Origin of the sequence: Chrysiogenes arsenatis DSM 11915, from assembly GCF_000469585.1 — a bacterium.
Taxonomy (GTDB): domain Bacteria; phylum Chrysiogenota; class Chrysiogenetes; order Chrysiogenales; family Chrysiogenaceae; genus Chrysiogenes; species Chrysiogenes arsenatis.
The window spans coordinates 41451-67253 of sequence record NZ_AWNK01000011.1 but is presented as its reverse complement, the minus strand read 5'-3'; the positions used below and the strand labels follow the sequence as shown (position 1 = coordinate 67253).

27 protein-coding genes are annotated in these 25803 nt (G+C 51.9%); 10 read left to right on the top strand and 17 right to left on the bottom strand.

Going from position 1 to position 25803, the window contains the following annotated elements:
* Nucleotides 1-20: 20 nt before the first annotated feature.
* The 8 genes from glnE to carA form a co-directional block, all read right to left on the bottom strand.
* Nucleotides 21-3086 carry a bifunctional [glutamate--ammonia ligase]-adenylyl-L-tyrosine phosphorylase/[glutamate--ammonia-ligase] adenylyltransferase gene (gene glnE, locus P304_RS0109345; protein WP_027390330.1) on the bottom strand — a complete coding sequence of 1022 codons (3066 nt, stop codon included), beginning with the start codon at nucleotides 3084-3086 and terminating at the stop codon, nucleotides 21-23.
* 2 nt (nucleotides 3087-3088) lie between these two features.
* Nucleotides 3089-4027 carry a chemotaxis protein CheV gene (locus P304_RS0109340; RefSeq protein ID WP_027390329.1) on the bottom strand — a complete coding sequence of 313 codons (939 nt, stop codon included), beginning with the start codon at nucleotides 4025-4027 and terminating at the stop codon, nucleotides 3089-3091.
* A 32-nt stretch (nucleotides 4028-4059) separates the two neighbouring features.
* Nucleotides 4060-4836 (bottom strand): MBL fold metallo-hydrolase, encoded by a 777-nt coding sequence (locus P304_RS14930; protein WP_051321569.1) that lies wholly within the window; start codon nucleotides 4834-4836, stop codon nucleotides 4060-4062.
* A 45-nt stretch (nucleotides 4837-4881) separates the two neighbouring features.
* Nucleotides 4882-5127, bottom strand: coding sequence for an RNA chaperone Hfq (hfq, locus tag P304_RS0109330; RefSeq protein ID WP_027390328.1), 246 nt, complete (start codon nucleotides 5125-5127; stop codon nucleotides 4882-4884).
* A 100-nt stretch (nucleotides 5128-5227) separates the two neighbouring features.
* Nucleotides 5228-6148, bottom strand: coding sequence for a tRNA (adenosine(37)-N6)-dimethylallyltransferase MiaA (gene miaA / locus P304_RS14925; RefSeq protein ID WP_051321568.1), 921 nt, complete (start codon nucleotides 6146-6148; stop codon nucleotides 5228-5230).
* Nucleotides 6124-7923: a DNA mismatch repair endonuclease MutL gene (gene mutL, locus P304_RS0109320; protein WP_027390327.1), complete on the bottom strand. Its 1800-nt coding sequence runs from the start codon at nucleotides 7921-7923 to the stop codon at nucleotides 6124-6126. Before mutL ends, miaA begins: the two co-directional genes overlap by 25 nt.
* On the bottom strand, nucleotides 7920-9221 hold the full coding sequence (locus P304_RS0109315) for a TolC family protein (protein ID WP_027390326.1): 1302 nt from the start codon (nucleotides 9219-9221) through the stop codon (nucleotides 7920-7922). Before P304_RS0109315 ends, mutL begins: the two co-directional genes overlap by 4 nt.
* A gap of 36 nt (nucleotides 9222-9257) precedes the next feature.
* Nucleotides 9258-10385 (bottom strand): glutamine-hydrolyzing carbamoyl-phosphate synthase small subunit, encoded by a 1128-nt coding sequence (gene carA / locus P304_RS0109310; RefSeq protein ID WP_027390325.1) that lies wholly within the window; start codon nucleotides 10383-10385, stop codon nucleotides 9258-9260.
* A 242-nt stretch (nucleotides 10386-10627) separates the two neighbouring features.
* On the opposite strand from carA, the gene selD reads away from it, so the two are divergent.
* The 10 genes from selD to P304_RS0109255 all read left to right on the top strand — a co-directional run bounded on the left by selD (nucleotide 10628) and on the right by P304_RS0109255 (nucleotide 20260).
* Complete coding sequence (selD, locus tag P304_RS0109305; RefSeq protein ID WP_027390324.1) at nucleotides 10628-11662, top strand: selenide, water dikinase SelD; 1035 nt, start codon at nucleotides 10628-10630, stop codon at nucleotides 11660-11662.
* Nucleotides 11663-12784: a tRNA 2-selenouridine(34) synthase MnmH gene (gene mnmH / locus P304_RS0109300; RefSeq protein WP_027390323.1), complete on the top strand. Its 1122-nt coding sequence runs from the start codon at nucleotides 11663-11665 to the stop codon at nucleotides 12782-12784.
* 43 nt (nucleotides 12785-12827) lie between these two features.
* Complete coding sequence (locus P304_RS14920) at nucleotides 12828-13220, top strand: rhodanese-like domain-containing protein (protein WP_084417657.1); 393 nt, start codon at nucleotides 12828-12830, stop codon at nucleotides 13218-13220.
* 245 nt (nucleotides 13221-13465) lie between these two features.
* Entirely contained in the window at nucleotides 13466-14314 is an 849-nt protein-coding gene (locus tag P304_RS14915) for a DUF3450 domain-containing protein (RefSeq protein WP_084417661.1), read from the top strand.
* The gene (locus P304_RS0109285) at nucleotides 14311-15678 is read left to right on the top strand and encodes a MotA/TolQ/ExbB proton channel family protein (protein ID WP_027390322.1); all 1368 of its coding nucleotides are present in this window, start codon (nucleotides 14311-14313) and stop codon (nucleotides 15676-15678) included. Before P304_RS14915 ends, P304_RS0109285 begins: the two co-directional genes overlap by 4 nt.
* The gene (locus P304_RS14910) at nucleotides 15671-16228 is read left to right on the top strand and encodes a MotA/TolQ/ExbB proton channel family protein (protein WP_051321566.1); all 558 of its coding nucleotides are present in this window, start codon (nucleotides 15671-15673) and stop codon (nucleotides 16226-16228) included. Before P304_RS0109285 ends, P304_RS14910 begins: the two co-directional genes overlap by 8 nt.
* Before the next feature lie 26 nt (nucleotides 16229-16254).
* Nucleotides 16255-16659: a biopolymer transporter ExbD gene (locus P304_RS0109275; RefSeq protein WP_027390321.1), complete on the top strand. Its 405-nt coding sequence runs from the start codon at nucleotides 16255-16257 to the stop codon at nucleotides 16657-16659.
* Entirely contained in the window at nucleotides 16656-17294 is a 639-nt protein-coding gene (locus tag P304_RS16265) for an energy transducer TonB (RefSeq protein ID WP_051321565.1), read from the top strand. The genes P304_RS0109275 and P304_RS16265 overlap by 4 nt, the downstream gene beginning before the upstream one ends.
* 1 nt (nucleotide 17295) lies before the next feature.
* Entirely contained in the window at nucleotides 17296-18489 is a 1194-nt protein-coding gene (locus P304_RS0109265; RefSeq protein WP_027390320.1) for a tetratricopeptide repeat protein, read from the top strand.
* A gap of 553 nt (nucleotides 18490-19042) precedes the next feature.
* A complete protein-coding gene (locus P304_RS0109255) occupies nucleotides 19043-20260 on the top strand; it encodes an IS256 family transposase (protein WP_027389894.1) in 1218 nt (405 codons plus the stop codon).
* 23 nt (nucleotides 20261-20283) lie between these two features.
* Here P304_RS0109255 and P304_RS14900 read toward each other — a convergent pair whose 3' ends face one another.
* The 9 genes from P304_RS14900 to P304_RS14885 all read right to left on the bottom strand — a co-directional run bounded on the left by P304_RS14900 (nucleotide 20284) and on the right by P304_RS14885 (nucleotide 25798).
* A complete protein-coding gene (locus P304_RS14900; RefSeq protein ID WP_051321564.1) occupies nucleotides 20284-21225 on the bottom strand; it encodes a KAP family P-loop NTPase fold protein in 942 nt (313 codons plus the stop codon).
* Between the two features lie 105 nt (nucleotides 21226-21330).
* A complete protein-coding gene (locus P304_RS17080; RefSeq protein ID WP_160165048.1) occupies nucleotides 21331-21498 on the bottom strand; it encodes a hypothetical protein in 168 nt (55 codons plus the stop codon).
* A 107-nt stretch (nucleotides 21499-21605) separates the two neighbouring features.
* Nucleotides 21606-21866 carry a hypothetical protein gene (locus P304_RS14895; protein WP_034764991.1) on the bottom strand — a complete coding sequence of 87 codons (261 nt, stop codon included), beginning with the start codon at nucleotides 21864-21866 and terminating at the stop codon, nucleotides 21606-21608.
* Between the two features lie 11 nt (nucleotides 21867-21877).
* Nucleotides 21878-23971: a heavy metal translocating P-type ATPase gene (locus P304_RS14890; protein WP_034764988.1), complete on the bottom strand. Its 2094-nt coding sequence runs from the start codon at nucleotides 23969-23971 to the stop codon at nucleotides 21878-21880.
* A complete protein-coding gene (locus tag P304_RS0109235) occupies nucleotides 23971-24321 on the bottom strand; it encodes a YtxH domain-containing protein (RefSeq protein WP_027390318.1) in 351 nt (116 codons plus the stop codon). Before P304_RS0109235 ends, P304_RS14890 begins: the two co-directional genes overlap by 1 nt.
* 11 nt (nucleotides 24322-24332) lie before the next feature.
* Nucleotides 24333-24638, bottom strand: a complete 306-nt coding sequence (locus tag P304_RS0109230) for a hypothetical protein (RefSeq protein ID WP_027390317.1) — start codon at nucleotides 24636-24638, stop codon at nucleotides 24333-24335.
* On the bottom strand, nucleotides 24580-24879 hold the full coding sequence (locus P304_RS0109225; RefSeq protein WP_027390316.1) for a YtxH domain-containing protein: 300 nt from the start codon (nucleotides 24877-24879) through the stop codon (nucleotides 24580-24582). Before P304_RS0109225 ends, P304_RS0109230 begins: the two co-directional genes overlap by 59 nt.
* The gene (locus P304_RS0109220; protein ID WP_027390315.1) at nucleotides 24879-25478 is read right to left on the bottom strand and encodes a ferritin family protein; all 600 of its coding nucleotides are present in this window, start codon (nucleotides 25476-25478) and stop codon (nucleotides 24879-24881) included. Before P304_RS0109220 ends, P304_RS0109225 begins: the two co-directional genes overlap by 1 nt.
* Entirely contained in the window at nucleotides 25478-25798 is a 321-nt protein-coding gene (locus P304_RS14885; protein WP_034764983.1) for a hypothetical protein, read from the bottom strand. The genes P304_RS0109220 and P304_RS14885 overlap by 1 nt, the downstream gene beginning before the upstream one ends.
* Nucleotides 25799-25803 lie beyond the last annotated feature (5 nt).

The following is a 25803-nucleotide window of genomic DNA, read 5'->3' as shown; positions in this document are numbered from 1 at the left end:
ATCTTTAGCTAGCTCGTATTCTACGATGTTCCCATCAGTTTCACAAAATACTTTTCAAAGAACTCACGTGTCTCGGTAGTAACGGTGCGGTAGTGCTTCAAAAAGCGCTCTCCACCGTTATTACCAAATCCCATCCTGGCGGCGAGCGCGTGATGTGCTGCGCCGTTCATGGCGAGTGCCGAACTGGTGTTTTCCTGAAAAATCTTCAGCATGTTTTCTAAAGAACGGAAAAAGTGGTAGTGTTCGCGGATTTTATCGCTATCCGCTTTTTCCCACACATGCAGCGCGGCGAGCGCATCAATTATTTCGAAGGTACGAGTCATCTCAAGCAACCAAGGATTTTCTCTCGCTCCGTGTAACTGTTCACATTGACAAAGGAATTCGATGTCTATCAGGCCGCCGCGCCCAGCTTTATAATCGTGAAACCCCTCGCGGGTTTTCCCTTTTTCCTGTTCAATGCGCAGACGCATGTCGTAAATTTCGCGGAACTGTGACGCCCCAAAAGCACCAAGGAGCACGTGTTCATCGCGGTAGTTTTGAAACGTTGCATAGAGTGTGGCATCGCCACAAATAAACCGCGCTTTTAACAACATTTGCTTTTCCCACGTCATAGCTTGAGCGTTAGTGTGGTAACTGATAAAGCCGTCCAGTGGTGTGACAAGCGAGCCTGAATTGCCGTTGGGGCGTAGGCGGGCGTCGACTTTATAGCAGACACCGTGTGTCGTAGCGACGCTGAGTCCGTTGATGAGTCGTTGTACAAGCCGGATGAAAAATTCATTATTCCGCAGGGTGCCATGTGTTCCACCAGTTGTTTGTCCCGCCCCTTGGTAAAGGAAAATCAAATCAAGATCGCTGGAGTAGTTAAGTTCACAACCACCGAGTTTCCCGAGGCCGACTATGGCAAACGGGCATGGGGCTTCGCTTTCGGTGCGTGGTTCGCCGTAGCGTATGACCATCTCGGCGTACAGTGCATGGTAGAGTCGGTCGACAATCACATCAGCTAACTGGCTAAGTGCCGCAGTGGAGGCGGAAACGTCGATAATGCCACTGAGCTCCATAAAGGCAATACGGACAAATTCAGTGATTTTGAAGTAGCGTAATTGGTCGAGCAAAAGTTCCATATCGCTTGCGGCACGACTGGTGAGCTTGACAATCCGCTCTTCCAACTCGTGGCGCGTAGGCAAGTGGCTGCTTTCCTGTTGCGACACCAAAATATCAACCATTTCCGGGTGACGGTTGATGAGGGCGGAAAGATACGGGCTGCCGCTGAAAACGGGCATAAAAATATCAAGTGCCTGAGGAACATCATAAATAAGCTTGAGTACTCCGCCGCGCCCAGCAGCGGCGTGATAGAACCGTTCAAAGTGGGTCAGTGCCATGTCGGCATCTGATGAAGCGACGAGTTTTTCGAGGAGTGTGCCGGATATTTCGCGCAAGCGGCGTGATTCAGTGTTGATTTTGAGTGATCTTTCCAAGATGGAATAGACATTATTGGCAGCCTGACGTGGGTTATCGAAACCGAAAGCGGCCAGCATGGGCACCAATTCTTCGCGCGAATAATTGCCGGAGAAGATTTCCTGCGCCAGCGGCGTATCTTCGTGATTGGTGTCGTCAGAATGGAAAAGCGTGGCAAATCGCTGGTGCACTCGCTCCATAATCCGTTGCAGCTCGGCAAGAAAATCGGCGAGCCTTTCAAATCCCATTTGCCGTGCGATGCGTACTTGCGATGCCTCATCGTCGGGCAAGGTATGGCTTTGCCGCTGGTCGTGCATCTGGATGCGGTGTTCAACTCGGCGCAAAAACTCGTAGCATTGCCAGAGTTCGTCGGCTTCGTGCCGTTCGATGTAGTGCAACTCGGTAAAAATATCCAGACAGCGTAAGGTGGAATGATGGCGCAAACGCGGTTCTTTTCCGCCATACAGGAGTTGAATGATGGAGAGGAAAAATTCGATTTCACGAATACCACCGCGCCCGAGTTTGACATTGGTATGGAGGTTTTTGCGTACTTTTGTATCGATTTTTTCTTTAAGTTCGCGGATAGCTAAAATCGAACTCTCATCCATGTATTTGCGGAACACAAACGGGCGCACCATCGTGCGAAATTGCGTCACAAGCTGGTCGCACCCCGCAACGCAGCGTGCTTTAATCAACATACTCCGTTCCCATGTTTGCCCGATGGTACCGTAGTAGTTTTCGTAGCTTTGCAGGCCAAGGCAGATTTCGCCAGTGTCACCATCAGGGCGAAGACGCAGATCAACGCGGAACACAAAGCCGTCTTCGGTCACATTGCCCAAATAACGGGTGATGAGTTTGGAAAGGTTGACGAAAAACTGGTGCGTTTCGATGGGTTTGCGCTTGCCGCCGGTGGTCGTTCCTTGATAGCAGGAATCGTACAGATAGATGATATCAACATCGGAACTGTAATTCAGTTCTGTGCCGCCCAGTTTTCCCAGCCCGATCACGGCAAAACTCGCGGGAAAACTCTTGCCGTGGTAATCGAGGTAGTGCGGCTCGCCATAGAGTGCAACCAGACTTTTCCAGCCGTAACGATAGGCAAGTTCTAGCGTAATTTCAGCCAGCATGGAAATATCGCCGAGTAGCACTTCCAGCGAATCAGCACCTTGCAATTCCCGCAGGGCGATTTCGATCATTTTCTGGTTGCGATAGCCACGGAGGAGCTGCATGAAGTCACTTTCATCCATCCCTTCCATCTCGGATTCAAGTCGCAAGAAATCGCGCTGTTCATAGCGGTGTTGGCGTGGATAGGGGCGCGGACGACCCAAAACAATATCGATATATTCAGGGTGTCGCTGCATGAGTTTTGGGATAAAAATACTGGAGGAAAGCAGCGCGGTGAGCGCTTCAAACGAACGACCGTGAAAATAAGGAACCTGTGGCGAGTCAAAGCGATCAGGATGGGAGGCAACCAGCCGTTCCAGATTATTCAGGAACAAATCGCCATCGTATGACGTGAGTGCTCTGTGCCGTAAATCGACGAGGAATGGATCGTCTAAGGCGATACCCCACCGCTGCGCCAACACTCCAAGGTTGTGCAGTGCAGCGGCTTCGTCGGTAAATTGCCCCATACCTAAATTCCGAGGTAACTGTCGACCCGTTGTACGAGCTTACTCAGTTCAGGTTTTGTAATAGCTTCATTCGCACCAACTGCGTCGGCTTTCCGTGCATTTTCCGGACTGATAATCGAAGAGAAAACAATAATCGGTAGCGCGCGGAATTTATCTTGTTCGCGCAACCGTTTAATGAGATGGAAGCCGTCCATTGCGGGCATTTCAATATCCGTAACGAGTAAATCAACCAAAGCGTTTTCTTCGTCCTGCAAAAGCTCAAGCGCTTCTAGGCCGTTTTGAGCCGTAACGGTAAGATAGCCAGCGGAACGGAGTGTTTCATTTAGCATACGGCGGATAAAGGAAGAGTCGTCCACCAGCATGACGGTGTGTTGTCCGCGCCGTTCCATCGTGGAGGCGTCGTGGCCGACATGCGTATCTTCGGCAAAATCGTACTTATTCGCTTCAGGGTTGACATCAGCGATGATTTTTTCAAAGTCGAGTAGCATCACCAAGCGATTCTCCAACCGGACAACGGCCACCACACAGTCATTGCCGGTTTCCATAAACTGCGATGGCGCTTCGACGCTTTCCCACGACATGCGATAAATACGGGTGACGTTATCAACCATAAAGCCATTAAAAAGCTGATTAAACTCGGTGACAATCACGCGCTTGTCGGCTGCGGGAGTGTTGGAGGGGATGCCGAGCCATTGGGCGAGATCAAGCAAGGGGATGAGCTTGCCGCGTAAGTTGAAGATCCCAGATATGCACGGGTGGGCATTCGGGTAATCGGTGGTTTGTGGCGGTTTAATGATTTCCCGCACTTTCGCCACGTTAATGCCGTAGTGTCCAACTTTAATCGAACCATCTGGCTGTGTTTTATTGATCTGAAATTCAATGATTTCCAGTTCGTTGGTGCCGCTTTCGAGGAGAATCCCTTTTTTATCCTGCATGCTCATGGTTGCCTCCTACAAATTTCTCTAAACCCATATTACGAAACCCAGAGTGTGCTGCCGACGGCATCTTGCCGTGTGGCATACAGTCGGGTGTTGTGTCCGCCAAGATGTTGGAGCACTTGCGCATTTTGCGTATAGGCTGCTGCGGGGCTGTTGTTTTCTGCACTCAAGTGTGCAAGGACAACAAAACGGAGCGCCGGTTGCCACACTTCTTGCAAAAACAGGCTTGCTTCACGATTAGATACATGCCCAAAGCGCGAACGGACGCGCTGTTTGAGCGCCCAAGGGTATTTCCCCTCCATCAGCATCTCTTCGTCATGATTTGACTCAATCACAATGCCGTGACAATCACGCGCATATTCGCGAATCAAGCTCGTATATATCCCCGTATCGGTCACGTAGCAGAGCGAATGGCCATCTGCTGTAAAGCGGAACCCGACGGGGTCGGCGGCGTCATGCGAAATACTGAATAAGTCTACGCCAATATCGCCAATTCCCAGCGAGCCATCGTTATGCACCACATGAGCTAAAGGGATATCCCCAGTCAGCCCGAAAGCACTCGAAAATGTCCCTTCGGTCGCATAGACGGGGATCCGGTAGCGCCTCGCAAGCGGGCCGATCCCGCGCACGTGATCGGTATGTTCGTGGGTAAGTACCACCGCATTTAATGAACTGGCAGCAACGCCGATAGATTCTAGGCGCTGCTCAATCCCTTTCATCGTCAAGCCAGCGTCAATCAGCACACGGGTCGAATCAGTTTCCACTAAGGCCGCATTCCCTTTTGATCCGCTGGCAAGGACGGTTATGCGCATACAGATCGCCGGATAGCACCAGTGACGGAATACATACTCTTCAGGTCAGCTTTTCGCCGGAACATGTTTGGCGTCCTGAATACTCATGGGGCGCATCGGGCAAATGGTACTGATGGCGTGTTTATAAATCATTTTTATGCCATCGTCAGCTTTGAGCATAATGATGTAGCTATCATACGAATCGATGCTGCCAGTCATACGCACGCCATTCGTCAGGTAGATCGTTACGGGTACGCGGTCGCGACGTGCAACGAACAAAAAAGCGTCCTGAAGATTGATTCCTTTGCTCATAAACCCCCCAAAAAAATGTTCGCCGACGGGAGCGACGGGATAATAAAAAAAGATAACAAAACAAATACTGTTTGCATCTTAAAAGCAATCGTCTTTGCTTTCAAGGAGTTTTCTTGAGGTGTGCAAGAATGGCCGCGATGAGTTGCGCTGTGTTTTCGGAGGCAAGGTCGAGCACCTCGCCTCCGAGTCGATTACGAAACCATGTGCATTGCCGTTTGGCATAACGCCGCGAATGGAGTTGAATCTTTTCAACCCCTTTTTCCAGCGGTAGTTCGCCAGCGAGAACGGGGAGTAATTCTGTGTATCCTACAACCTTTACCCGCTCAAAATCGTATCCGATTTCAATCGCGTGTTTGACCTCTTCGAGCAAACCGCTTTGCGCCATAAGTGTTACTCGCTGATTGATTCGGGCATATAATTCAGGGCGGGGGCGTTCAAGTCGAAACTCGGTGACCGGCAGAAGTGGTGTGCGCGGTGCAGAAAAAAACGCCTCCATCGGCTGCCCGGTTGCCAGAAAAACCTCTAACCAGCGGGTAATCCGCGCGGGATCATTGCTCGCAATACGAGCGGCGCTCGCGGGGTCATGCTGTTGAATGAGCGCATATACGGCGCTGCTATCGGCGGCCACGTGCGCGCGCGCGGTGACACTGGTTTCATCATCAACGGCCGGAGCGGTCAGCAGCCCATAGATGAGTGCTTCGTAATACATTCCCGTGCCAACGGTAATGATGGCGGGAATCTGTTGTGTTTGAAGCGAAGCTAGCAACGGGCGTACCGTATCGATATACTGTTGCGCCGTATAGTGCTCGTTCGGCCCAGCAACATCGAGCATATGGTGCGTGACGCCATCGAGTTCAGCGGCACTCGGTTTGCCGGTTCCAATATCAAGGGAACGGTAAACCTGACGACTATCACAGCCGATAATTTCACCGCCGATAGCTCTGGCTAAGGCTATCGCAAGGTTGGTTTTACCAACTGCCGTTGCCCCGATGAGGGCTATGACCGGAGGAATTCGTGACATAACCGCTCCCGTGAATAGCGCAGAATAATAGGCCGACCGTGTGGGCAGGTGTAGGGAAAGCGGCACTGGAAAAGGCGTTGCAGTAATTCGTGCATTTGCTGGTGCGAAAGGGTTTTTCCTGCCTTGATACTGCGGTGGCACGCCATCGTGCGCAAGGCGTGTGCGCGAAATTCTGCCAAGGAGGTTTCGCTGTGCCCTTTACTCTTGCCGAGTAAATCGCAGAGCTCGACAACCGTATCAATGGCCTGTTCTGACGGGATACCAACTGGAGCGGCAATCAGGCATGCGGTATCTTCGATCACTTCAACTGTAAAACCGAGTTGACCAAGCAACGTTTGGTGGCCAGCTAAACTCCGCTGTTGTGCGGCTGATAGTGGCAAACGGTGCGGGAATAACAGTGGTTGTGCTGGGATGGTTTCTTCTGCATAACGGTTTTCCAGCTCTTCGACGTTAATCCGTTCCATGGCGGCGTGTTGGTCGACGAGGATCAACTCGTCGCAATATTCTGCAATGACAAACGAATCGGCGAATTGTCCGTAAATCGTCAGTTGTTCAGCATCGCCAATGGTTTCTTGTATGGGTGATGGTGTGTCTATTACTGGTGCGGTCTGGTAGAGGTGTTCGCGGTGTGCCACGCGATCTGGTGTTGTTGCAACAGGCACAGTGTGCTCACGGTGCAGAGGTTGATGCGCAGTTCTTGTTGGCACCGTCCGGGTGGGCGTTGGTTCCATGCTGTGGGGAGCGGGAGTTGATACTGAAGTCGATGGCAGCGCAGGGTGTAGGGGCTGTTGTTCGCTCCCCGCAAGCGCAGTACGAAAGGCTTCTTGCAAGAGTGCTTCGATGGCAGAAATATTGAAAAATCGGACTTCGGTTTTTGTTGGATGCACGTTGACATCGACGAGTGCCGGATCAATATCAATATACAGCGCTCCGAAGGGAAAACGCCCTTTTGGGATGTACGGTTCGTAGCAGCGCATCAGTAGGGTGCTGAGCAGCTTATCTTTTACGATGCGGCGGTTGACAAAACAATAGAGTAAGTCGCGTCGTGAACGGGTGCTATCGGGGCGCGAAAAATACCCCCGCGCCGATCCATGTTCGCTGTGCGCTTCGCCAAAAGCTAGGTTGCGCGCATTTTCCCGCCCTAACACTTGCTGAATGCGTTGCGTTTCGCTAGCAATGGGAAAGAGCAAGCTGGGAGCATCGTCCACTTCAAAACGGAATGCCACGGTTGGATGTGCCAGTGCAAAGGCTTCCAGCGCATAGGCAATCAGTTGTTGTTCGGTTGATGTTGTGCGGAGGAATTTTTTGCGCGCCGGAATGTTGAAAAACAGCGCAGCAATTTCGACTGTTGTGCCGGGATTGGCGGCCACTTCGGCGAGTTGGATGATTTTGCCGCCGTGAATATGCAAGGTATAGCCCGAATCGCTGTGTGGCTCACGCGAGGTGAGGGTTGAGCGACTGACAGAGGCAATGCTCGGCAGGGCTTCACCGCGAAAGCCCATCGTACCGAGTCGAGAGAGGTCGTCAAAAACGGAAATCTTGCTGGTAGCGTGCCGTTCAACACTCAAAAGGAGATCGTGTTTCGCCATGCCGCATCCGTTATCTATCACACGGATACGGCTTTTTCCACCCTGCCAGATTGCAACGTCAATATCGGTTGCTCCGGCGTCGAGCGAGTTTTCCACCAATTCTTTGACAATGTTTAACGGACGCTCAACAACTTCCCCCGCTGCAATCTGATTGATGACTTCATCGGGGAGAACGTGAATTTTCATGGGATCAGTTCAGCTCCAATAGTGCCAATCGCTTGCATCAGAATAAACTGATTTTTACGCTGATCAAATTCGTTGATGACAAGGTCAAGTTCACTGTTTTTCAGGTTTACGATGGCGTCGAGCAGATCAAGGTTCGTCGCTTCGCCAACTTCAAACTGCAGGCGTACCATGCGTAAGTTTTCTTCGGCTAACGTAATGCGGCTTTGTGCTTCGCGCAGGCGGTGCGACAAGGTATCGAGCGTATAAACGGACTGGTGGACGTCAAAACGGATCTGCTCTTTGAGCTGCAAAATGCGGTGAGAACGCTCGATGATATTGTATTTCGCTTCGCGGTAATCGGCGACGCGCGTTCCCCCTTCAAAAATAGGCAACTCAAGGTTCAGCATAAAGGTAATGTCGTCACCTTCACTGGTGCCGGCACGCTGGCCGACCCCATCAATGGTATTGTTGCGGTAATCAACCCCCGCTCGTACTGTCGGGAGATATTTGCTGACTTGTACGCGCAGATCTTCGTTGGTGAAGTCAAGCATCGCCTGCTCGGCTTTCAGATCGTCGCGGTGCTCGTTTGCTAGACGCAACAGATCATCAATCGTTTCGGGTAAAGTGGCGGGCTGCGGAATTTCGCCAACTAACGTAATATCGCTAGCAATGCCGACGATATTGCCAAGGCGAACTTCAAGCAGATGTAACGTATTCAGGCTGGCCTGATAATCGGCACGCCCTTGGCTGAGTGCCATTTCACTTTGCAAGAGAACCGTTTTTTCCACTTCGCCGACTTCAAAACGGATGCGCGACTTGCTCAGGTGCTCTTCGAGCCGTTCAATGTTGGCGCGGTTAACCGCAGCAATAGCTTCTGCTTGACGGATATCGGCAAACAGTGAAACCAGCGCAAGGTATATCGATTTCTGCGCGGCAGTTACCTGATAGGCCGAAGCAACCTGCACGTGGGTCGCCTTACTCCGTTCCGCAGCGGCACGTCCGCCCGTATAAATCGGTTGCGACAGCGACGCATTCAAGTAGCGTGTGTTGTAGGAATCATTGGGTGAGGTGGTCGAACTGCTATTTTGCAAAAAACCATGTTCGCGTTGTTGATACCCAAGGTTGGCCGTTAAGCTTGGCATCATGATAGCGCGCGCTTTTATATCGCCTAATTCGGCTTTGCGCTGGGCGACTTCCTGCAACAAAATCTCTTTATTGTTTTCGAGTGCCAGCGAAAAAGCGGTGACAAAATCAAGTTCACGCGCCAGCACATTACTACCAAGAGTCAGTGCGAGAAAAAGAATGGCAAGTCGTTTCATGTGCAAAAGCCTCCTGTAACGAAAATACTCAAAATATTATGCCGAACGTTGCGACTCGCGGATCACATCGACAAAGCGGGCAAAGAGATATTCACTATCGCGTGGCCCAGCACTGGCTTCGGGGTGATATTGCACGGTAAAGAGCGACATCGCTTCGTGCTCAATCCCTTCAACCGTTTGGTCGTTCAGGTTAATGTGCGACACTTTTACCCCTTCAGGCAATGTCGTCGCATCGACCGCAAAACCGTGGTTCTGTGCGGTGATTTCTACTTTGCCAGTTTTGAGATCTTTGACCGGCTGATTGCCGCCACGATGCCCGAATTTGAGCTTAAAGGTCGATCCGCCCAGCGCGGTACAGGTAATTTGGTGTCCAAGGCAAATACCAAAGAGCGGCAACTTACCAGCTAGCGCGGCAACCGCCTGATGGGCGTAGGTGACGGCTGCTGGATCGCCGGGGCCATTGGAGAGGAAGAGCGCGTCGAATTTGCCATCAAGAATGGTTTGCGCAGGGGTAGTGGCAGGGAAAACCGTGACATCAAAACCATATTCCACCAAAAGGCGGAGCATATTGCGCTTGACGCCGAAATCGTAAACGGCAAGGCGGATATCGCCAGTGGTGGTGGGCTTTTTATAGCCACGACCAATTTCCCAAATTCCTTCTTTCCATTGGTATGGTTGTTGACACGTCACCGCTTGCACCAAATCTTTGCCAACCATCACGGCAGCGGCCGCCGCACGTTGGCGTAGCGCTTCGATATCGTGCTCGCCCGTGGCAATCACACCCGGCATGGCGCCGCGCGTACGAATATGGCGCACTAATGCGCGCGTATCAATACCGGAAACGCCGGGGATTTTCCAGCGCGTGAGGAATGCTCCCAGCGATTCTTCGGCACGAAAATTCGACGGTGTTTCAACATATTCTTTGACAATAAAGCCCTTCGCAAAAACCGTATCGGCTTCCATATCTTCGGCATTAGTGCCGACATTGCCGATCATGGGATAGGTCATGGTAATAATCTGGTCAGCGTAGGAAGGGTCGGTAAGGATTTCCTGGTATCCTGTCAGGCTCGTGTTAAATACGACTTCGCCATCGCTGATCCCTTCGTATCCAAAACCTTTACCGACAAAACAACGGCCATCGGCCAAAACAACATATCCCTTCATTGCCTAATACTCCTTATTGTTCGCGGGTGAAAAATTTCAGCCGTCACTCACATATGTAAAAATAGGTCAAACCAACGACCGATTATAGATACCTCCCTGTGGTTTGTCGATGAGATTTGCAAGAAAAAATGCCTCGCTCCTTCGTGCCATCTACCGAGAGGTATTTTCCTGAAACCAAAATGCCCGTTTCTTTGTACGTCGGGATCATGGTATTTTTCCAGCCATTGAAACTGGAGGTTGTCATGGAATCGATAAAACTCACGGAATTTAGCCATGGTGCCGGCTGTGGTTGCAAAATTGCTCCAGCACTTTTAGAAGAGTTTCTCCACACTTCGATGGATATAGCCCCATTTCCTGCACTTCTTGTGGGAAATAAAACCAAAGATGACGCCGCCGCGTTTGATCTGGGGAACGGCACCGCCGTATTGAGTACGACGGACTTTTTTATGCCGATTGTTGATGATCCTTTTACGTTTGGGCGCATCGCGGCCACGAATGCGATCAGTGATATCTATGCTATGGGTGGGCAACCACTGATGGCGATAGCTATTTTCGGCTGGCCAATTGCCAAGCTCTCCGCAGAAATTGGAGCACAGGTGATAGATGGTGGTCGCGCGGCGTGCTGTGATGCGGGCATTCCGCTGGCGGGTGGGCATTCCATTGATTCACAGGAGCCGATTTTTGGGTTGGCGGTGACAGGCACCGTAGAAACCAGTCGCTTGAAACGCAACGATACCGCGACGGAGGGCTGTGAGCTGTTCCTGACGAAACCATTGGGTATTGGCATTCTTACCACCGCACAAAAGCAGAAAAAAATCGCTGACGGCCATCTGCAAGTCGCCATTGATGCCATGTGTACGCTGAACACGGCGGGCAGAGAGTTTTCGCGCCTTGCTGGCGTGCGTGCGATGACCGATGTCACCGGGTTTGGTCTGCTGGGTCACTTGATCGAAATTTGCGAAGGGAGCGGTGTGGCAGCACAGATTGATTTTTCGTGCGTCCCCGTATTGCCGCACGTGCGCGACTATCTGGCACTCGGTTGTGTACCCGGTGGAACGAAGCGTAATTTCCAGAGTTATGGCGCGAAAGTTACGCCGCTCAGCGACGAGCAACGCGCGATTTTGTGTGATCCGCAAACATCTGGAGGTCTGCTAGTCGCTGTCGAATCGGCCAGTGTTGCTGAGTTTCTCGCCGTTGCACAGGGCGCAGGATTTACATTGCAGCCAATCGGAAGAACCACCACACAGGGCGAATATCTTGTTACGGTGCAGCCGTAAATGGCACCACACCTGCCGACAACCGCCGATTTTCGGCGGATTGTGCTTGAAAATATCCCTTTGATCGACGTGCGTGCGCCGATCGAATTTGGCAAAGGGGCGTTTCCGCATGCGGTGAACCTTCCGCTGATGAACGATCAGGAACGGCGCATGGTCGGAACTTGCTATAAATACGAAGGGCACGCCAAAGCGGTCGCCCTCGGTCACCGCTTGGTGAACGAAGAGGTTCGCGCTCCGCGCATCGCCGCGTGGGCAGACTTTTTTCGACAGCACGATAACGCCATGTTGTACTGTTTTCGCGGTGGTATGCGCTCCAAGATTTCCCAGCAATGGTTGTATGAAAGCACCGGATTGGTTATCCCGCGCCTGAGCGGTGGGTACAAAGCCTTTCGCCGTTTTCTGATAGAGCAATTGGAGCACGTTGTACCAGCACTGTTTGCAGAGACCATTACCCCGATTGTAATCGCAGGTCGTACCGGTTCGGGTAAAACCGAAGTGCTGCAACAGTTGCCGAACGGAATCGATTTGGAAGGGATTGCACATCATCGCGGCTCGGCCTTCGGAAAACACCTGACGCCTCAGCCGTGTCCGATTGATTTTGAAAACCAGCTTGCGACGGCACTCATCAAAAAACTGCACGAAGGCCATACGTCGCTGGTGTTTGAAGATGAATGCCAGAATATCGGATCGCTCAGTATTCCTGCACCTTTTTATACTGTGCTGCGTCAGGCTCCGCGGGTGATTTTGGAAGCGCCGCTGGCTGAGCGGGTCGAACGGACACTTGCCGAATATGTGGAACTTGCGTTGAAACAGTACCGTGAACAGTACGGCGACGAAGGAGATTCGCGCTGGGTGGACACGCTACGTCAGGCATTTTTCCGTATTCGCAAACGACTTGGTATGGCGCGTTACCAACACGTGCTTGATCTGTTTGACGCCGCCTTGCAGCAGCAGAAAAAAAACGGCGAACTCCAACACCATGCGGCGTGGGTGGAACTCCTTTTGGTAACGTACTATGATCCGATGTACGACTATCAAATGGAAAACGCTGGCAAACCAGTGCTATTTTGTGGCGAAAAAGACGAATTAGTATCGTTTTTGGCCAGTAAGAACGAAAGGTGATTTTCGCCAGAAAATTACGGATTTATCGCGAAGAGGAGCACGCATGATTCAATTGATTTCCCGCATTCGCAAATTCTTTTGCATAAGTTGTATTCTGGGGGTATTTACGACAGTGGCAAACGCAACGGATATTTCAGTTCAGCAAACAGTAGCGCTGATCCAGAGCGACCCTAATGTGGTTTTGCTGGATATTCGCGAAAATATTGAGCGGCAGCAGGGCTATATTCCCAGCACTATTCACCTTCCAATGGGGCAGATCCAGTATAATCTGGACAAACTGCCACGCGACAAAAAGATTGTTCTGACATGCCGCACCGGAAACCGCACCGGACAGATGGCTCGTCTGCTGCGTCAGCAGGGATTTGATAACGTGTACAACATGGTAGGTGGGATTGTCGCTTGGGCGCAGTCGGGGCAGAAGGTGGTAATGCCGTAAGGATACGTAGATCCGCTGACCATCACCTAGTATTTCGCAAAAATTCCCCTCCTGTGGNTCTCATCACGCTTTGAATACTCCAGAAATAACATCCACATCCCCAAAATAATCGCATTTCATAAAAATTCATAAGATGCACCTTAAATTCCTTGACGAAGTAAAGTCATTATTGTTAAGTAGGGCTAATCTTTTACATAGCACCATTCTTTTTATGGGAAGCTATGGTTCTGTATTCGGAAAAACAAATGACACACACGATCAAAGAAGGAGTGAGTTTTGTGAATGGCTTCCATCAGCACAGCAGGCGCCGTACGCAACGGTGGGTACACCGGCAGATAGGCAGTTTTAGCGCCATTGCAGGTATTATCAGCCTTGGAGCGTCACCGCTCTTTGCCACATCGACACAGCACGTTATCGAAACAGAACAGGCCACGATTCAACAGGGAAGGGTATCTCAGAACAAAGTTGATGCGATGGACGAAGAAGCGGCACGACTACTGCGTCAGTATCAGGATATGCGCCGCCAGACGGAGAGTTTGCAGCTTTTCAACGGAAACCTGGACGCGATGGTGACAGCGCAGATTGGCGAAATAGCTTCGCTAGAGCAGCAGATTGCGAATGTTCAGGTAACGCAGCGGGAAATTGTTCCGCTGATGTTGCGTATGCTTGACGCGTTGGAAGGGTTTATCGAGCGCGATATCCCTTTTCAGCATAATGAACGGGCGGCGCGGCTGCAGGGTTTACGCGCACTCATGAGTCGCCCTGATGTCGATGTTGCGGCCAAGTTCCGCCAAATTATGGACGCCTATCAAAAAGAGTCGGAGTACAGCCGCACGATTGAAAGCTACCAAGGTGAATTGAATCTTGGCGGACAGCTGCGCAATGTGGAGTTTCTCCGTGTGGGTCGTTTGGCCTACGTGTATCAGACCATCGATCACCGTGAGAGCGGCCAGTGGAATCGCGAAAAGCAGCAGTGGGAAGCGCTGGATGATGACTACCTGCGCGCCATTCGCCAAGGGATTCGCATGGCAAAGCGTCAGGCAGCACCACAGTTGATCGAACTTCCCGTGATGGTTTCCGGGGTGCAACCATGAGTTTTATTTTCCAAAAAATCGCCAGCCTCCTGATCATCATACCGCTCCTTGCGGGCATGGCTTCTGCCGGGGCGACGCTTGATTTGTTTCTCAAAGAAGTGCAGCGGCAGTCGCTGAGTGAAAAGCAAATGAATGCAGAGCGGGAACAGAAGTTTTCCAGCGATTTGGCAACGGCTCGCCAGCAAGTCGCCGAAGCCAAACAGCAGCTTCAGCGCGAACAGGAGCGTCAGGCGCGTTTGACGAAAAGCTATGAAGCGAATGAAGCAGCGCTGATGATACTGGAAGAATCTCTGCGGCAGCATCAAGGGAGTTTGGGCGAAGTGTTCGGTGTGGTGCGCCAAAATGCAGGCGACTACTACGCGCAGTATCTGGCATCGCTGGCGATGGCCGATAAGTCGCAGGCATTGGAATTTATCAAACAACTCGGCGATAGCCGCGTGTTGCCATCCATCGAAGAAATAGAAAAACTCTGGATTACCGCACTGCAGGAAATGGCCGACTCCGGCAAAGTGCAACGCATGCCAAGCGAAATTGTTGCTCCAGACGGACGCAAACGCGCCGGCGATATTCTGCGTATCGGCGCTTTTAACGCCGTGGCTGATGGGAAATATCTGAGCCATGTCGAGGGGCGCAATCAGTTTGTGGAACTTCCGCGTCAACCCCAGAGCCGTCATTTGAAGCAAGCTCAAACATTGGAGAATGCCGCAGCGGGGCAAACCGTGATGTTTGCTGTCGATCCCTCACGCGGTATGATTCTGTCCCAGCTCGTTCAGTCTCCATCGCTGCTGGAACGCATCCATCAGGGACGCGAAATCGGGATGATCATCATCGCTCTTGGTATTTTCGGCCTTGTACTCTTTCTTGCCCGTTATTCGTGGCTGTTTGTGGTTGGTCAGCGGATGAAGCATCAAATGGGGAGCGAGGCCATCACGACTGACAACCCACTGGGGCGCATTCTGTCGCTGTATGAACAAAACCGCGCCATCGACGCCGAAACGTTGGAAGTCAAACTGGACGAAGAAGTCCTGCGCGAAATTCCCCGTTTGGAATGGGGGCTGACCACGATTAAAATCCTGGCAGCCGTTGCGCCGCTACTGGGGCTGTTGGGAACGGTTGTCGGGATGATCGAAACCTTTCAGGCGATCACGCTCTTTGGCACCGGCGATCCGCAACTCATGGCAGGCGGGATTTCTCAGGCATTGGTTACAACCGCGCTGGGGTTGGTCGTCGCCATTCCGCTTCTGTTTCTGCATAACCTTGCCTCCGCTAAAAGCCGCTATTTGGTGAACGTGATGGAAGAACAGGGCGCCGGCCTGCTCGCCAAACACATGGCCAAACAACGGACAGGGTACGCACATGGCTGACGCACTCTTTGCCATCAGCAGCTACATCGACGCTGGCGGCAACGTGCTCTGGGCCATTCTGATCGTGGCGGTGGCGCTCTGGACATTGATTTTAGAGCGGTACTGGTATCATTGGCGTGTTTTTCCGCAGGAGTTTGCCGCGTTACGGGCGCAGTGGGAAAACACAACGCTGACCGATATCTGGCTGGCACGCAAAATCCAACAGATGGATGTTGCCAGACTGCGCCATCAACTTGGCGGATCGGTTTTTTTGATCCGCACATTGATTGCCATGTGCCCACTGCTGGGGTTGCTGGGAACCGTCGTTGGCATGATTCAGGTCTTTGAAGTGCTGGAATTCAGCGGAACCGGTAATCCACGCGCCATTGCTTCTGGCGTGTCGATGGCGACCATCCCCACCATGAGCGGTTTAGTGGTCGCACTTTCTGGGCTGTTTTTCAGCATTGATCTGGCACGAGCCAGCGAGCACAAAGCGCGAAAAGCTGCCGATGTCCTTTCGCAGACATTAGCAAAAATTCCAGGGTTGCATTGCCATGTAACCGGCAGATGAACAAGGAAAAAATTTAGGGGAACACTATGCGACGCAGAAATAGAATGACCGAACGCGAATCCGCAGAAATAGACATGACCTCCATGATGGACGTGGTGTTTATTATGTTGATTTTCTTTATCGTCACCACGTCGTTTGTCAAAGAAGCTGGGATTGAAGTCAATCGCCCCGCCGCCGCCAGCGCCGAACGTCAGGAACGCGGCAACATTATGATTGCCGTTTCGGAAACCGGCGCAATTTGGATCGACCAACGGCAGGTAGATTTGCGCGCAGTACGTGCCAACATTGAACGACTACGGGCAGAAAACCCCGAAGGGGCGGTGGTGATTCAGGCCGACGAAGCCTCGCGCACCGGCATTCTGGTTGAAGTGATGGATCAGGTACGTCAGGCTGGCGTACTGAATGTTGCCATCGCCGCGAGTAAACCATGACAAACGCACTCGTCCGCCACAGCACCGCGTTCGGGTGCGCCTCGCTGGTAGCACTCGGACTTTTTTGGATGATGACCAGCATGGTCAATCGCGATGCAGGCAACCTGAACGCCGAGCGGCAACGGATGGTAATGAATTTTATCCGCATTGATGACGTTCCGCCACCAATCCCAGAGCGCAAACGCAAACCGCCCAAACCACCAGAACAGGAACCTTTGCCGCAACTCGAAGCCGTATCGACGCCAGCACCGCAGATGAATGCACCGCGCACACCACAAATGAACCTGTCGCGCCCGCATTTCAGCCCCAACCTGGCAATGGCAGGCCTGCCCACAATGGCAAGCGGCATGATGGCGTATTCACAACCACTCACACCCGTGTCGCAAGTGCCGCCCATGTATCCGCGCCGTGCCCTGATGGATGGCACAACTGGCTGGGTGAAGCTGGCATTTGTGATTACTGAAGATGGCAACGTGCGCGATGTGCGCGTTATCGAAGCCAGCCCGCGACGCGGCATTTTTGATCACGAAGCCTCGCGCGCCCTCAGCCGTTGGAAATTCCATCCGCAGAAAATCGACGGCCACACCGTAGCCGCCCACGCCACCATCACGATCAACTTTAACTTGGAGCGCTGATATGATGCGATACCGCACGCTTTTGCTTACCCTGCTCGCTTGCCTGTTGTTGACACCGGCATATGCCTCTTCCGTATCGCCTGCTGCCTTTCAAGCACTCGCCAAAGCGCAAGAACTGGTGCAGAAATCAGAGTGGCAACAAGCGCACAGCGCACTTGATGCTATCCTGAGTGCCCACGCCAAAGAACCCTACGCACTGGCAACCGCGTTGCAGCTTAAAGGATATATCCTGAACGAAACTGGAAAACACGCCGAAGCGCTGCAAGCCTTTGAGCAGGTGCTGGCGCTTGGCGCGCTGGAAAGCTCCGCCGAGCAACAAATACTCTATAACGTGGCGCAACTGCTAGCGAGCGTTGGCCGACAGAAAGAAGCCGCCGCACGGATAACAACCTGGCTGGCACACTATCCCACGCCAACTCCAGCACAGCAAATTCAGGCCGCCTGGATCTTTCTTGGCGCTCAGCAATTTGCCGCCGCCGCCACGCAGATCGAAGCCGCACTGCGCAGCGTGGAAGGTCGTCCCGAAGAATCATGGTATCAAATGCTTATTCTGGCATTGCAAGGCACGGAAAATCACGCCAGCCTCAAACAATGGCTCCCGCTCGTTATCGAGCACTATCCCAACAATAAAAACTACTGGATGCAGCTGACATCAACCTATTTGAACACACAGGAGCGACAGAAAGCCGTCGCCGCCATTTCGACCGCCTACCATAACGGACTGCTGCGCGAAGAGTCGGATATCCGCTACGCCGTGCAACTCTACCTTCATGCCGGCGTACCACACAAAGCCGCGCGCGTACTGAGCGACGCGCTGGAACGCGGGATTGTCCTTTCCGATGCCAAACACTACGAACAACTCGCCGACATCTGGTTCCATGCCCGCGAAATGGGAACGGCAACTCAGGCCTTTCACAAAGCCCTTGAGCACGGTGCCGGACACGAAACCAGCCTGAAACTTGGACGTATGCTGGTGCAGCAACAGGAATGGCACGCCGCACGCGAACATTTACAACGCGCCGCACGCAGCGAACACGAACGGACAAAATCCGAAGCGCTGATTCTGCTAGGCATGGCCGCGTATTCAGAAGGGAACATGGCCGAAGCGCGCGATGCGTTTGGGCAGGCACGCCGATTTGGAAAAGTCAGACGACAGGCGGAAGGATGGCTGAAATACCTCCAGCAGGAAGGGTGAGTGATGGGGGATGCCCGCCCAGTGTCTTTGGAATTTATTATGAGTTAATTTACCGTGAACATACTGAGTTTTTGACAGAAGAACGGGAGTAGATCTTCTCTATCTCTATTGGCACCATAAAGGGTCTGATTATACCGCAAGATGGGATCACCTTCAGCGACAGTTCTGTATTCGTCCTCGGTGAGTAAAGAGTATCGAAGCCAATGCATAATAATAATTAGCTTTCGCTGATGTTTATCGTTTTCGCTCAGCGTTCCTATCTCAATTTCTTTACAGAGATTGCTATACGATATCTGTCCCAACAGAAGTTTGGTATAAATGCTTGGTTTGACTACTTTCACTACACAGATAAAGGCAATAAGAGGGGTCAGCATAAATTCGTTTTTCTCTGAAGTGCTGTAGATGAGAGTCAAGTTTGTAAAGACCTTTTCAAGCTGCCGCAATGATAGATTAAAGTGTCGAGCAAGAGGGACGAGGCAATCAGAGTGTGTAAAATATTTTGTGTAAGTGGCCATTTACGATACCATTCTGATCATATCTCAAGGAGTATCCTATGGCCATTTCCGATGAACTTCTCGACCAGCTTCTTGCCAACTATAAAAAGCCTGAAGATCTTGTAGGCGAAGGCGGTCTACTCAAAGAGTTAACGAAGCGACTTGTAGAGCGTGCAATGCAGACAGAGATGACTGACCATCTTGGCTATGCCAAACATGGAAAGTCAGACAAGCAGGCTGGAAACTCACGCAACGGCAAATATCCAAAGACCATTAGTGGTGAGTTTGGTGAGCTTCAGATCAATGTTCCCCGTGACCGCGACGCCAGTTTTGAGCCAAAAATTATCCCCAAAGGTCAAAGCCGCTTTCATGGTTTTGACGATAAAATCCTCTCTATGTACGCGCTGGGCATGAGTACACGGGACATTCAAGTTCACTTAGAAGAGATGTATGGAGTGGAGGTTTCCCCCACCTTAATATCCCAAGTAACCGATGCTGTGATTGACGATGTGAAATCATGGCAAAACCGTCCCCTTGATGAAGTTTACCCCATTGTTTATCTGGATGCTATCAGGGTGAAAGGGAGACAAGGCGGACACATTATCAACAAAGCAGTGTATCTCGCGTTGGCTGTCACCATGGAGGGACAAAAGGAAGTTCTTGGCATGTGGATCGCCGAAAATGAAGGGGCAAAGTTCTGGCTTAGTATTCTTAACGGACTACAAAACCGTGGAGTTAAGGATATTTTCATAGCTTGCGTTGACGGCTTAAAAGGCTTCCCTGAAGCTATAGAAGCCGCTTATCCGAACACTCAAGTGCAAACCTGCATAGTACATATGGTCAGACATAGCTTGAATTTTGTGGCATGGAAAGAGCGCAAACAGATGGCCGCCGACTTGAAAGAAATTTATGCCGCGCCAACAGAAGAGCAGGCGCGGAGGAATCTTGAACAATTTGAGACAAAATGGGATGCCACTCATCCAATGGTCAGTCAATCATGGCGCCGCAACTGGGAGCGAATAATCCCATTTTTCAACTATCCGCCCGATATCAGAAAGGCAATCTACACCACCAATGCCATTGAATCATTAAACCACTCGCTGCGCAAGGTAACCAAGAACCGTGGGGCATTTCCCGACGACGAAGCAATATTCAAGCTCTTTTATATGGCATTACGCAATATTTCAAAGAAGTGGACAATGCCGATCAGAGACTGGAAAGCGGCTCTTAATCAGTTTTGTATTTTCTTTGAGGGGAGGGTGCCAATGCAAAATTGATGTCTGCCGCTACTTACACAAAATTATTGACAGACCCGGCAATCAAGAATCTCTCGCTGATCTCTCCACACTGTCAGTTCATGGAGCTTGAGCAGCTCTTTGCTATACACTTCTAAATCATCACCGTTGCGGTATCGTTCAACGACCCTTTTAGGGATAGCCGTCTCAATATTGATAAATTTTTGAAGATACGTGTGTGCATCGATGTTATTGCCGTACACGCACCTGATAGCCTCCTCCAGTTGCTCTTTGTGCATCACAAGAACGAAAACAACATTTTTTACAGAAAACAAATGCTTTATCTTTTCAAGGACTTCAACCGCAAAAGGGGGTTTGCACCTATCAAGCTCGTCGACAATGATAACCAGGCGACCGCTCTTGTTACCTGCTAGCGTTGTGGGTATTTCCGATAAAGATTCCCTGAAGGATTGAATCAGTTTATTTTCTTGAGAGTGAGCGTTCAATCGCTCTTCAACCAGCTTGGCAATCGTTTCTGATGTGCTGGTGGCAACGTCCTCGCTTATTGCTGTCAGCGCGTCAATATCAGATTCCTTGATGACACCGAGCGTGGCAGCCTTAATGCCTACTTTTGCAGTCCATGAGAGAAGGCGAACGCCGACTTTCTTGGCATTTTCTTTAAAACGAGATTTCTCTACCTCGGTTGAATGCTGATCCACATAGGAAGTAATTGCACTGGCGATTGAAATAAAAGCATCTTCTGTGTAGTCATTCTGAAAAGCGTCGATGTAGATACTCGGAACCCCTTTTTCTTTCAGGAGACCTTGCCACATTTTTACGAACGTGGTTTTCCCTTCGCCCCACTTACCGTCAATCGATAGAACAAGTTCGTCCGTTGAGCGCACTACCAAGTTCGCTAATGCCTCGCCAAATGCTTTGCGTTGCAGTGCATCTTTCTTAAAACCATCAAGATCGTCAACAATAAGCGGAGGCGTGACCAGTTTCATGAACACCTCAGGGAAGTCGTACTTTCCAATAAAAGGATCGTATTCTGCGCGCTGTGTATTCGACGCACACAATTTAGCGGAGCATAGCTTTTCATTTTCCGCATATCAACAGCAAATGCAACTATCACTCATCAGCGTCATTCCTGCATCGCGTGAATGCCGTCGTTTCCCCTCGGTAAGCTTTTGCCCCTGCGCTGCGACGCCTGCTCGGCTAGACCCCGCAGGGGTGGCCACAGGATGTGGCCAGTCTGGCAGTTGTCCATGGATGGACATTCTGCCAGATCTCCGAGGCAGGCNAGCAAGGCGAAGGGGAAGCAAAAGCGCGAGGGCACTTTTCTTTGGTTCTTTCTTTTGGTGCCAAAAGAAAGAACAGCAACAACTTACGTGGACGCGCTCCACTTATCTACATTAGCAGCATCAGATGGCACGTCCTGCTCACTTTTGGCGGCAACAATTTTGGGCGCTTGATACAACCGATGGTGCCAGATCGAAAACCCCACCAGCCCAATCCCCGCCACGACATGCAATCGCTTGGCAGCTTTGCCTTTCATGAAACACGCCGTCACCAGCGTCGCCCCCATCGTAATGATCATTCCCGTCTTGGCCAATTCTTTTTGTTTGGCGAGTGATAGCGCACGCATGGTGCCTCTCGTTACGCTTTTGGTTGTGGTATGCGCGCGCCCAGCGCGGCGTTCAGCAAAATCCCCACTGTCGTACCGTTGTGCAGCACGGCTGTGGCTACTGGCGAAAGGCGTCCCATCACGGCTAGCAGCATGATAATACTGTTGAGACCGATCGTTAGATGGTAGTTATTTTTGACTCTCGTAAGGGTCTGGCGTGCCAGTGCCAGCACATCGGTAATCAGGAGCACGTCGTCGCTCAGCAGGGCAATATCAGCACTGATGCGAGCGATATCGGCGCCCCGTTGCATGGCGATGCCAACATCGGCTAGAGAGAGTGCTGGCGCATCGTTGATGCCATCGCCAATAAAAACGCAATGCTCACCGTTTTGTTTCTGTTTTTCCACTATGGCGGCTTTTTCATTGGGGTGCAGTTCGGCGTAGCATTCATCAAAACCAAGGGTTGCGGCGATTTCTTCGGCTTTTTCGCGCCGATCGCCTGTCAGCATAATCGTTTTGCGCACACCCATCTGCTTCAGACGCGTGAGGAGTGTTTTGCTTTGTGGCCGCAGTTCGTCTTTCAGACAGATAATTCCCAAGAGGCGCCCATCATAACCGATATACAGCGGGGTAAGGCCGTTCTGGCGTGCTTCGTCGATCATCGCCGTGTGACCAGCAAAGCAAATCTGCTCGTCATCTTCCAAGAAATGGCGGCTGCCAATGACGACTTTTTTGCCGTCAACATACGCCATCACGCCATGCGCGACGATAAATTCTACCTCGCTGTGGTGGAAGTGGTGCGGAATGGCACCGTTACTTTGCGCGGCTTTGACCACGGCCTGCGCGATGGGATGGAAGTAGTGCTCTTCGATCGAAGCGGCAAGGCGGAGGATTTCGTCGCTCGTCCATGCCGGATCAAGCGAGAACGAGCAGTAGACTTCCATGTCGCCAGATGTCAGCGTGCCAGTCTTATCAAAAATGAACACATCGGCTTGCGCCAGCTTTTCCAGTGCGCTGGCGCTTTTAACAAGGATATGGTGCGTTCCGGCCTTATAGAGCGCTGCTTTGAACGCCACTGGCGTCGCGAGTTTGAGGGCGCAGGAGTAATCGGCCTGCAACACCGCCGCAACTTTCGACAGGTCACGACTCAGCAAATACCCAGTACTTGCCAGCCCGATGGAAAACGGCACCAGACGATCGGCCATGCGGATCGCCTCTAGATGGGTATTCGACTTCGATTGCAGCGAACTTTCCACATACTGTGCAATGCGGTATGCAACGCGGTCGCGCCCTACTTGTTCGGCGTAAACGTGCAGTCGACCTTCTTCGACGAGTGTGCCGGAAAGGACACGGTCGCCGCGCCCTTTGGCAACAGGAACCGCTTCGCCAGTCAGCGAAACTTCATTGATCAGCGCTTCGCCTTCCAGCACTCGGCCATCGATGGCAACGGTTTCACCAGCCTGAGCGACGACGACCATGCCGCGCAGCACGTTTTCCGCAGGCACTTGGATATCGACACCATCCTTGCGGATCCAGACTTTTTCGGCTTCCGGCTGTACCAGCGATAGCAGAAGTTCGTCGGATTGGCGTTCGATGCGGTGTTCGATATATTCTGCCAGCGAAATCAGCAGATTGGTGACGTGTGCCGCTGTGAAATCTCGACGACCAATAGAGATGAGAACGGCTGCTGCCTCCATTGACTCCGAGGTCACTCGACGACGCAAAAGCTGTTTTGCGCCCGCGCAAATCACCGCCCAGCAGGCAAAAAAGGTAAACCATGGACGGAGTGCCAGCGGCAGCAGTGGAGTTGCCACCCAAGCCGCGACCCCCTTTGCAATGCTGTGCACGGGCAGTTGTGCGACGGCGTTGCTTGGTGTCAGCGCCGTAAAGGTCTCTTCCTGAATGGAAAAAAGTAAGGCCAGCACGGTATCGGCATGGTATTCGTCCGGCGCAAAACAAATGCGGATGGTGGGATTATGGACACCAAATTCCACCCGCTGAATGCCCGGTTTGACTTCCAGCAGCCGTTTGAGTGAACTGACGTTGAAAGCACCGCTGGTCTGATAGCGCAGGCGAATGCGAAAGCGTGTCTGGTGAACAATACGCAGTGCGGTGAACAGCCCCATTATTCTTCGTGCGCCATCCGCTGTTCTTCCGCTTCGGCGCGGGCATCTTCAACTTTTTCCTTTAACTCTTCTACGGAAGAAGCCACCTGAGAAAACAGCGTAACACCTGCTTTAATAATCGCTTGCTGCGCTTTTTCGTTGGTGAGCAAAAACGTGGCGGCGGCACCAATCAGAAGTCCTTTGATAAAGCGGTCGCTCTGGCTGCCACCAAAGAGTGCCGACTTGGCCTGATTCATGAACCCGTTTTGTGCGCCATACTGTCCACCCTGCAGATAGGGATTCTGGTGACGGAAATAGTCGTCATTATTGGGGCGATTAGCGCCAAAAAACGGTTGGTTGCGATCTGACATAAACTCTCCTCTTATATTTTTTCGGTCAGCCACATGGCAAGAGCACCCGCCGCGATGGTGGCAATTCCTTCGGCGGTCTGTTTTTCGGAAAAGTGGTTGTACGCGGCGGCACCACACCCGATGGCAATGCCACCCTGTAGGCCGCGGCGCACGATGTGCTGTGGATAAAACAGCTGGTGCACACTGTTTCTTTGCACGGTCGCCAGCAGTGCGTGGCTGAGCGCCCCGGCAAAGAACGCATCAACCGCGTTCAGGCGTTTAGGCTTCGTCGGGTTTGCGGCGGCGACGAACGGGCTTTGGGGCTTCGTTTTCGACATGCATTTCTCCATCCGCGATAACTTCTTCTGTGTTGGGCTCAAGTGCAGGCGTGGCTTTTTCCATCTCCTGCATCTTTTCACGAATACAGGCGCCCGTTGCCTGAACAGCGCGCACACCAGTGTCGATGTTCTCCTTAACGATCCGGCTCCCTTTGTCGACGATCTCTTTGGTCTTGCGGTTTTTCAGCAGCAGTATCGAAGCTGCCCCCACGACCGCACCAATCAGAAAATGATATGCCATTATTCGCTCCTTTCGTCGTCTTGCGACGTATTCTGTTTACTCAAGATCGTTAGCGCGGCGGCGCCTAAAAGCAATCCGCTGAGAAACGAGCCATTTTGTCCGGTCAACATACCCGCCCATTCTGCTGGATTTTTGCGCAGCACTGTCTGCTGTATTTCCTCAAACACGGCGACGGGGTCGGGAATCTGTGTTTCGCTTATCGCGCGCCGTAGCGCTGGAATATGGTGCTGAAGCAAGGTGGCCTGAATCTGGAAAAGTGTATCGCGTAGTGTAGGTTCGTCCACGGTGTCGAGAAGCGATTCGTAGAGACGCACCGTGGCGTTTTCGTGCACAACGGCAACTTCCAAGCATTCCAGTTGCGTGGGTGGGAGTGTTTTGACTGGCGTTTTTGTGGGGGCAGGGGCGGCCAGCGCGGCGTATTCCATCGCCCAGGCAAGCGCTTGTACCTGCTGCTGGCGGCTTTGCCAAAGCGCTACAAACGGCTCGCTGCTCGTGTACGCCTCGGCCATAGCTCTGTACCAGCTGGCGCTCTGCGCTGCATCCTCCCACGCGATCTGTAAAGCGCTTTTCATGTCAGGGGAAGTGTGCGAGTTGTCCATTATGATGCCCCTCCTCTACGAGTGAGATAATCAAGCAGCGGTTCCGCCTGTCCATGATGCAGTTGCTCGAACAACGCAAAGATCTCCGGCGAACGGTGATAGGTGATGGTTGCCGAAGCGGCAATCGGATTCACTTTCACGTCAACAATCCCGCAGAGAGTGGTCATTTTCGTGCGAACCGCTTGCGGATTTTCGGCGATCCATGTGGGAAGTTTGCCGCGTAGCTTCAGGCGGATACGACCCGGAATGTGGTGTGCGATAGTGATATTCTGAAGCAGAGCGAGGAGGTCGTGGTGATTTTCATGAAAAGGTTGCGTCATAATGA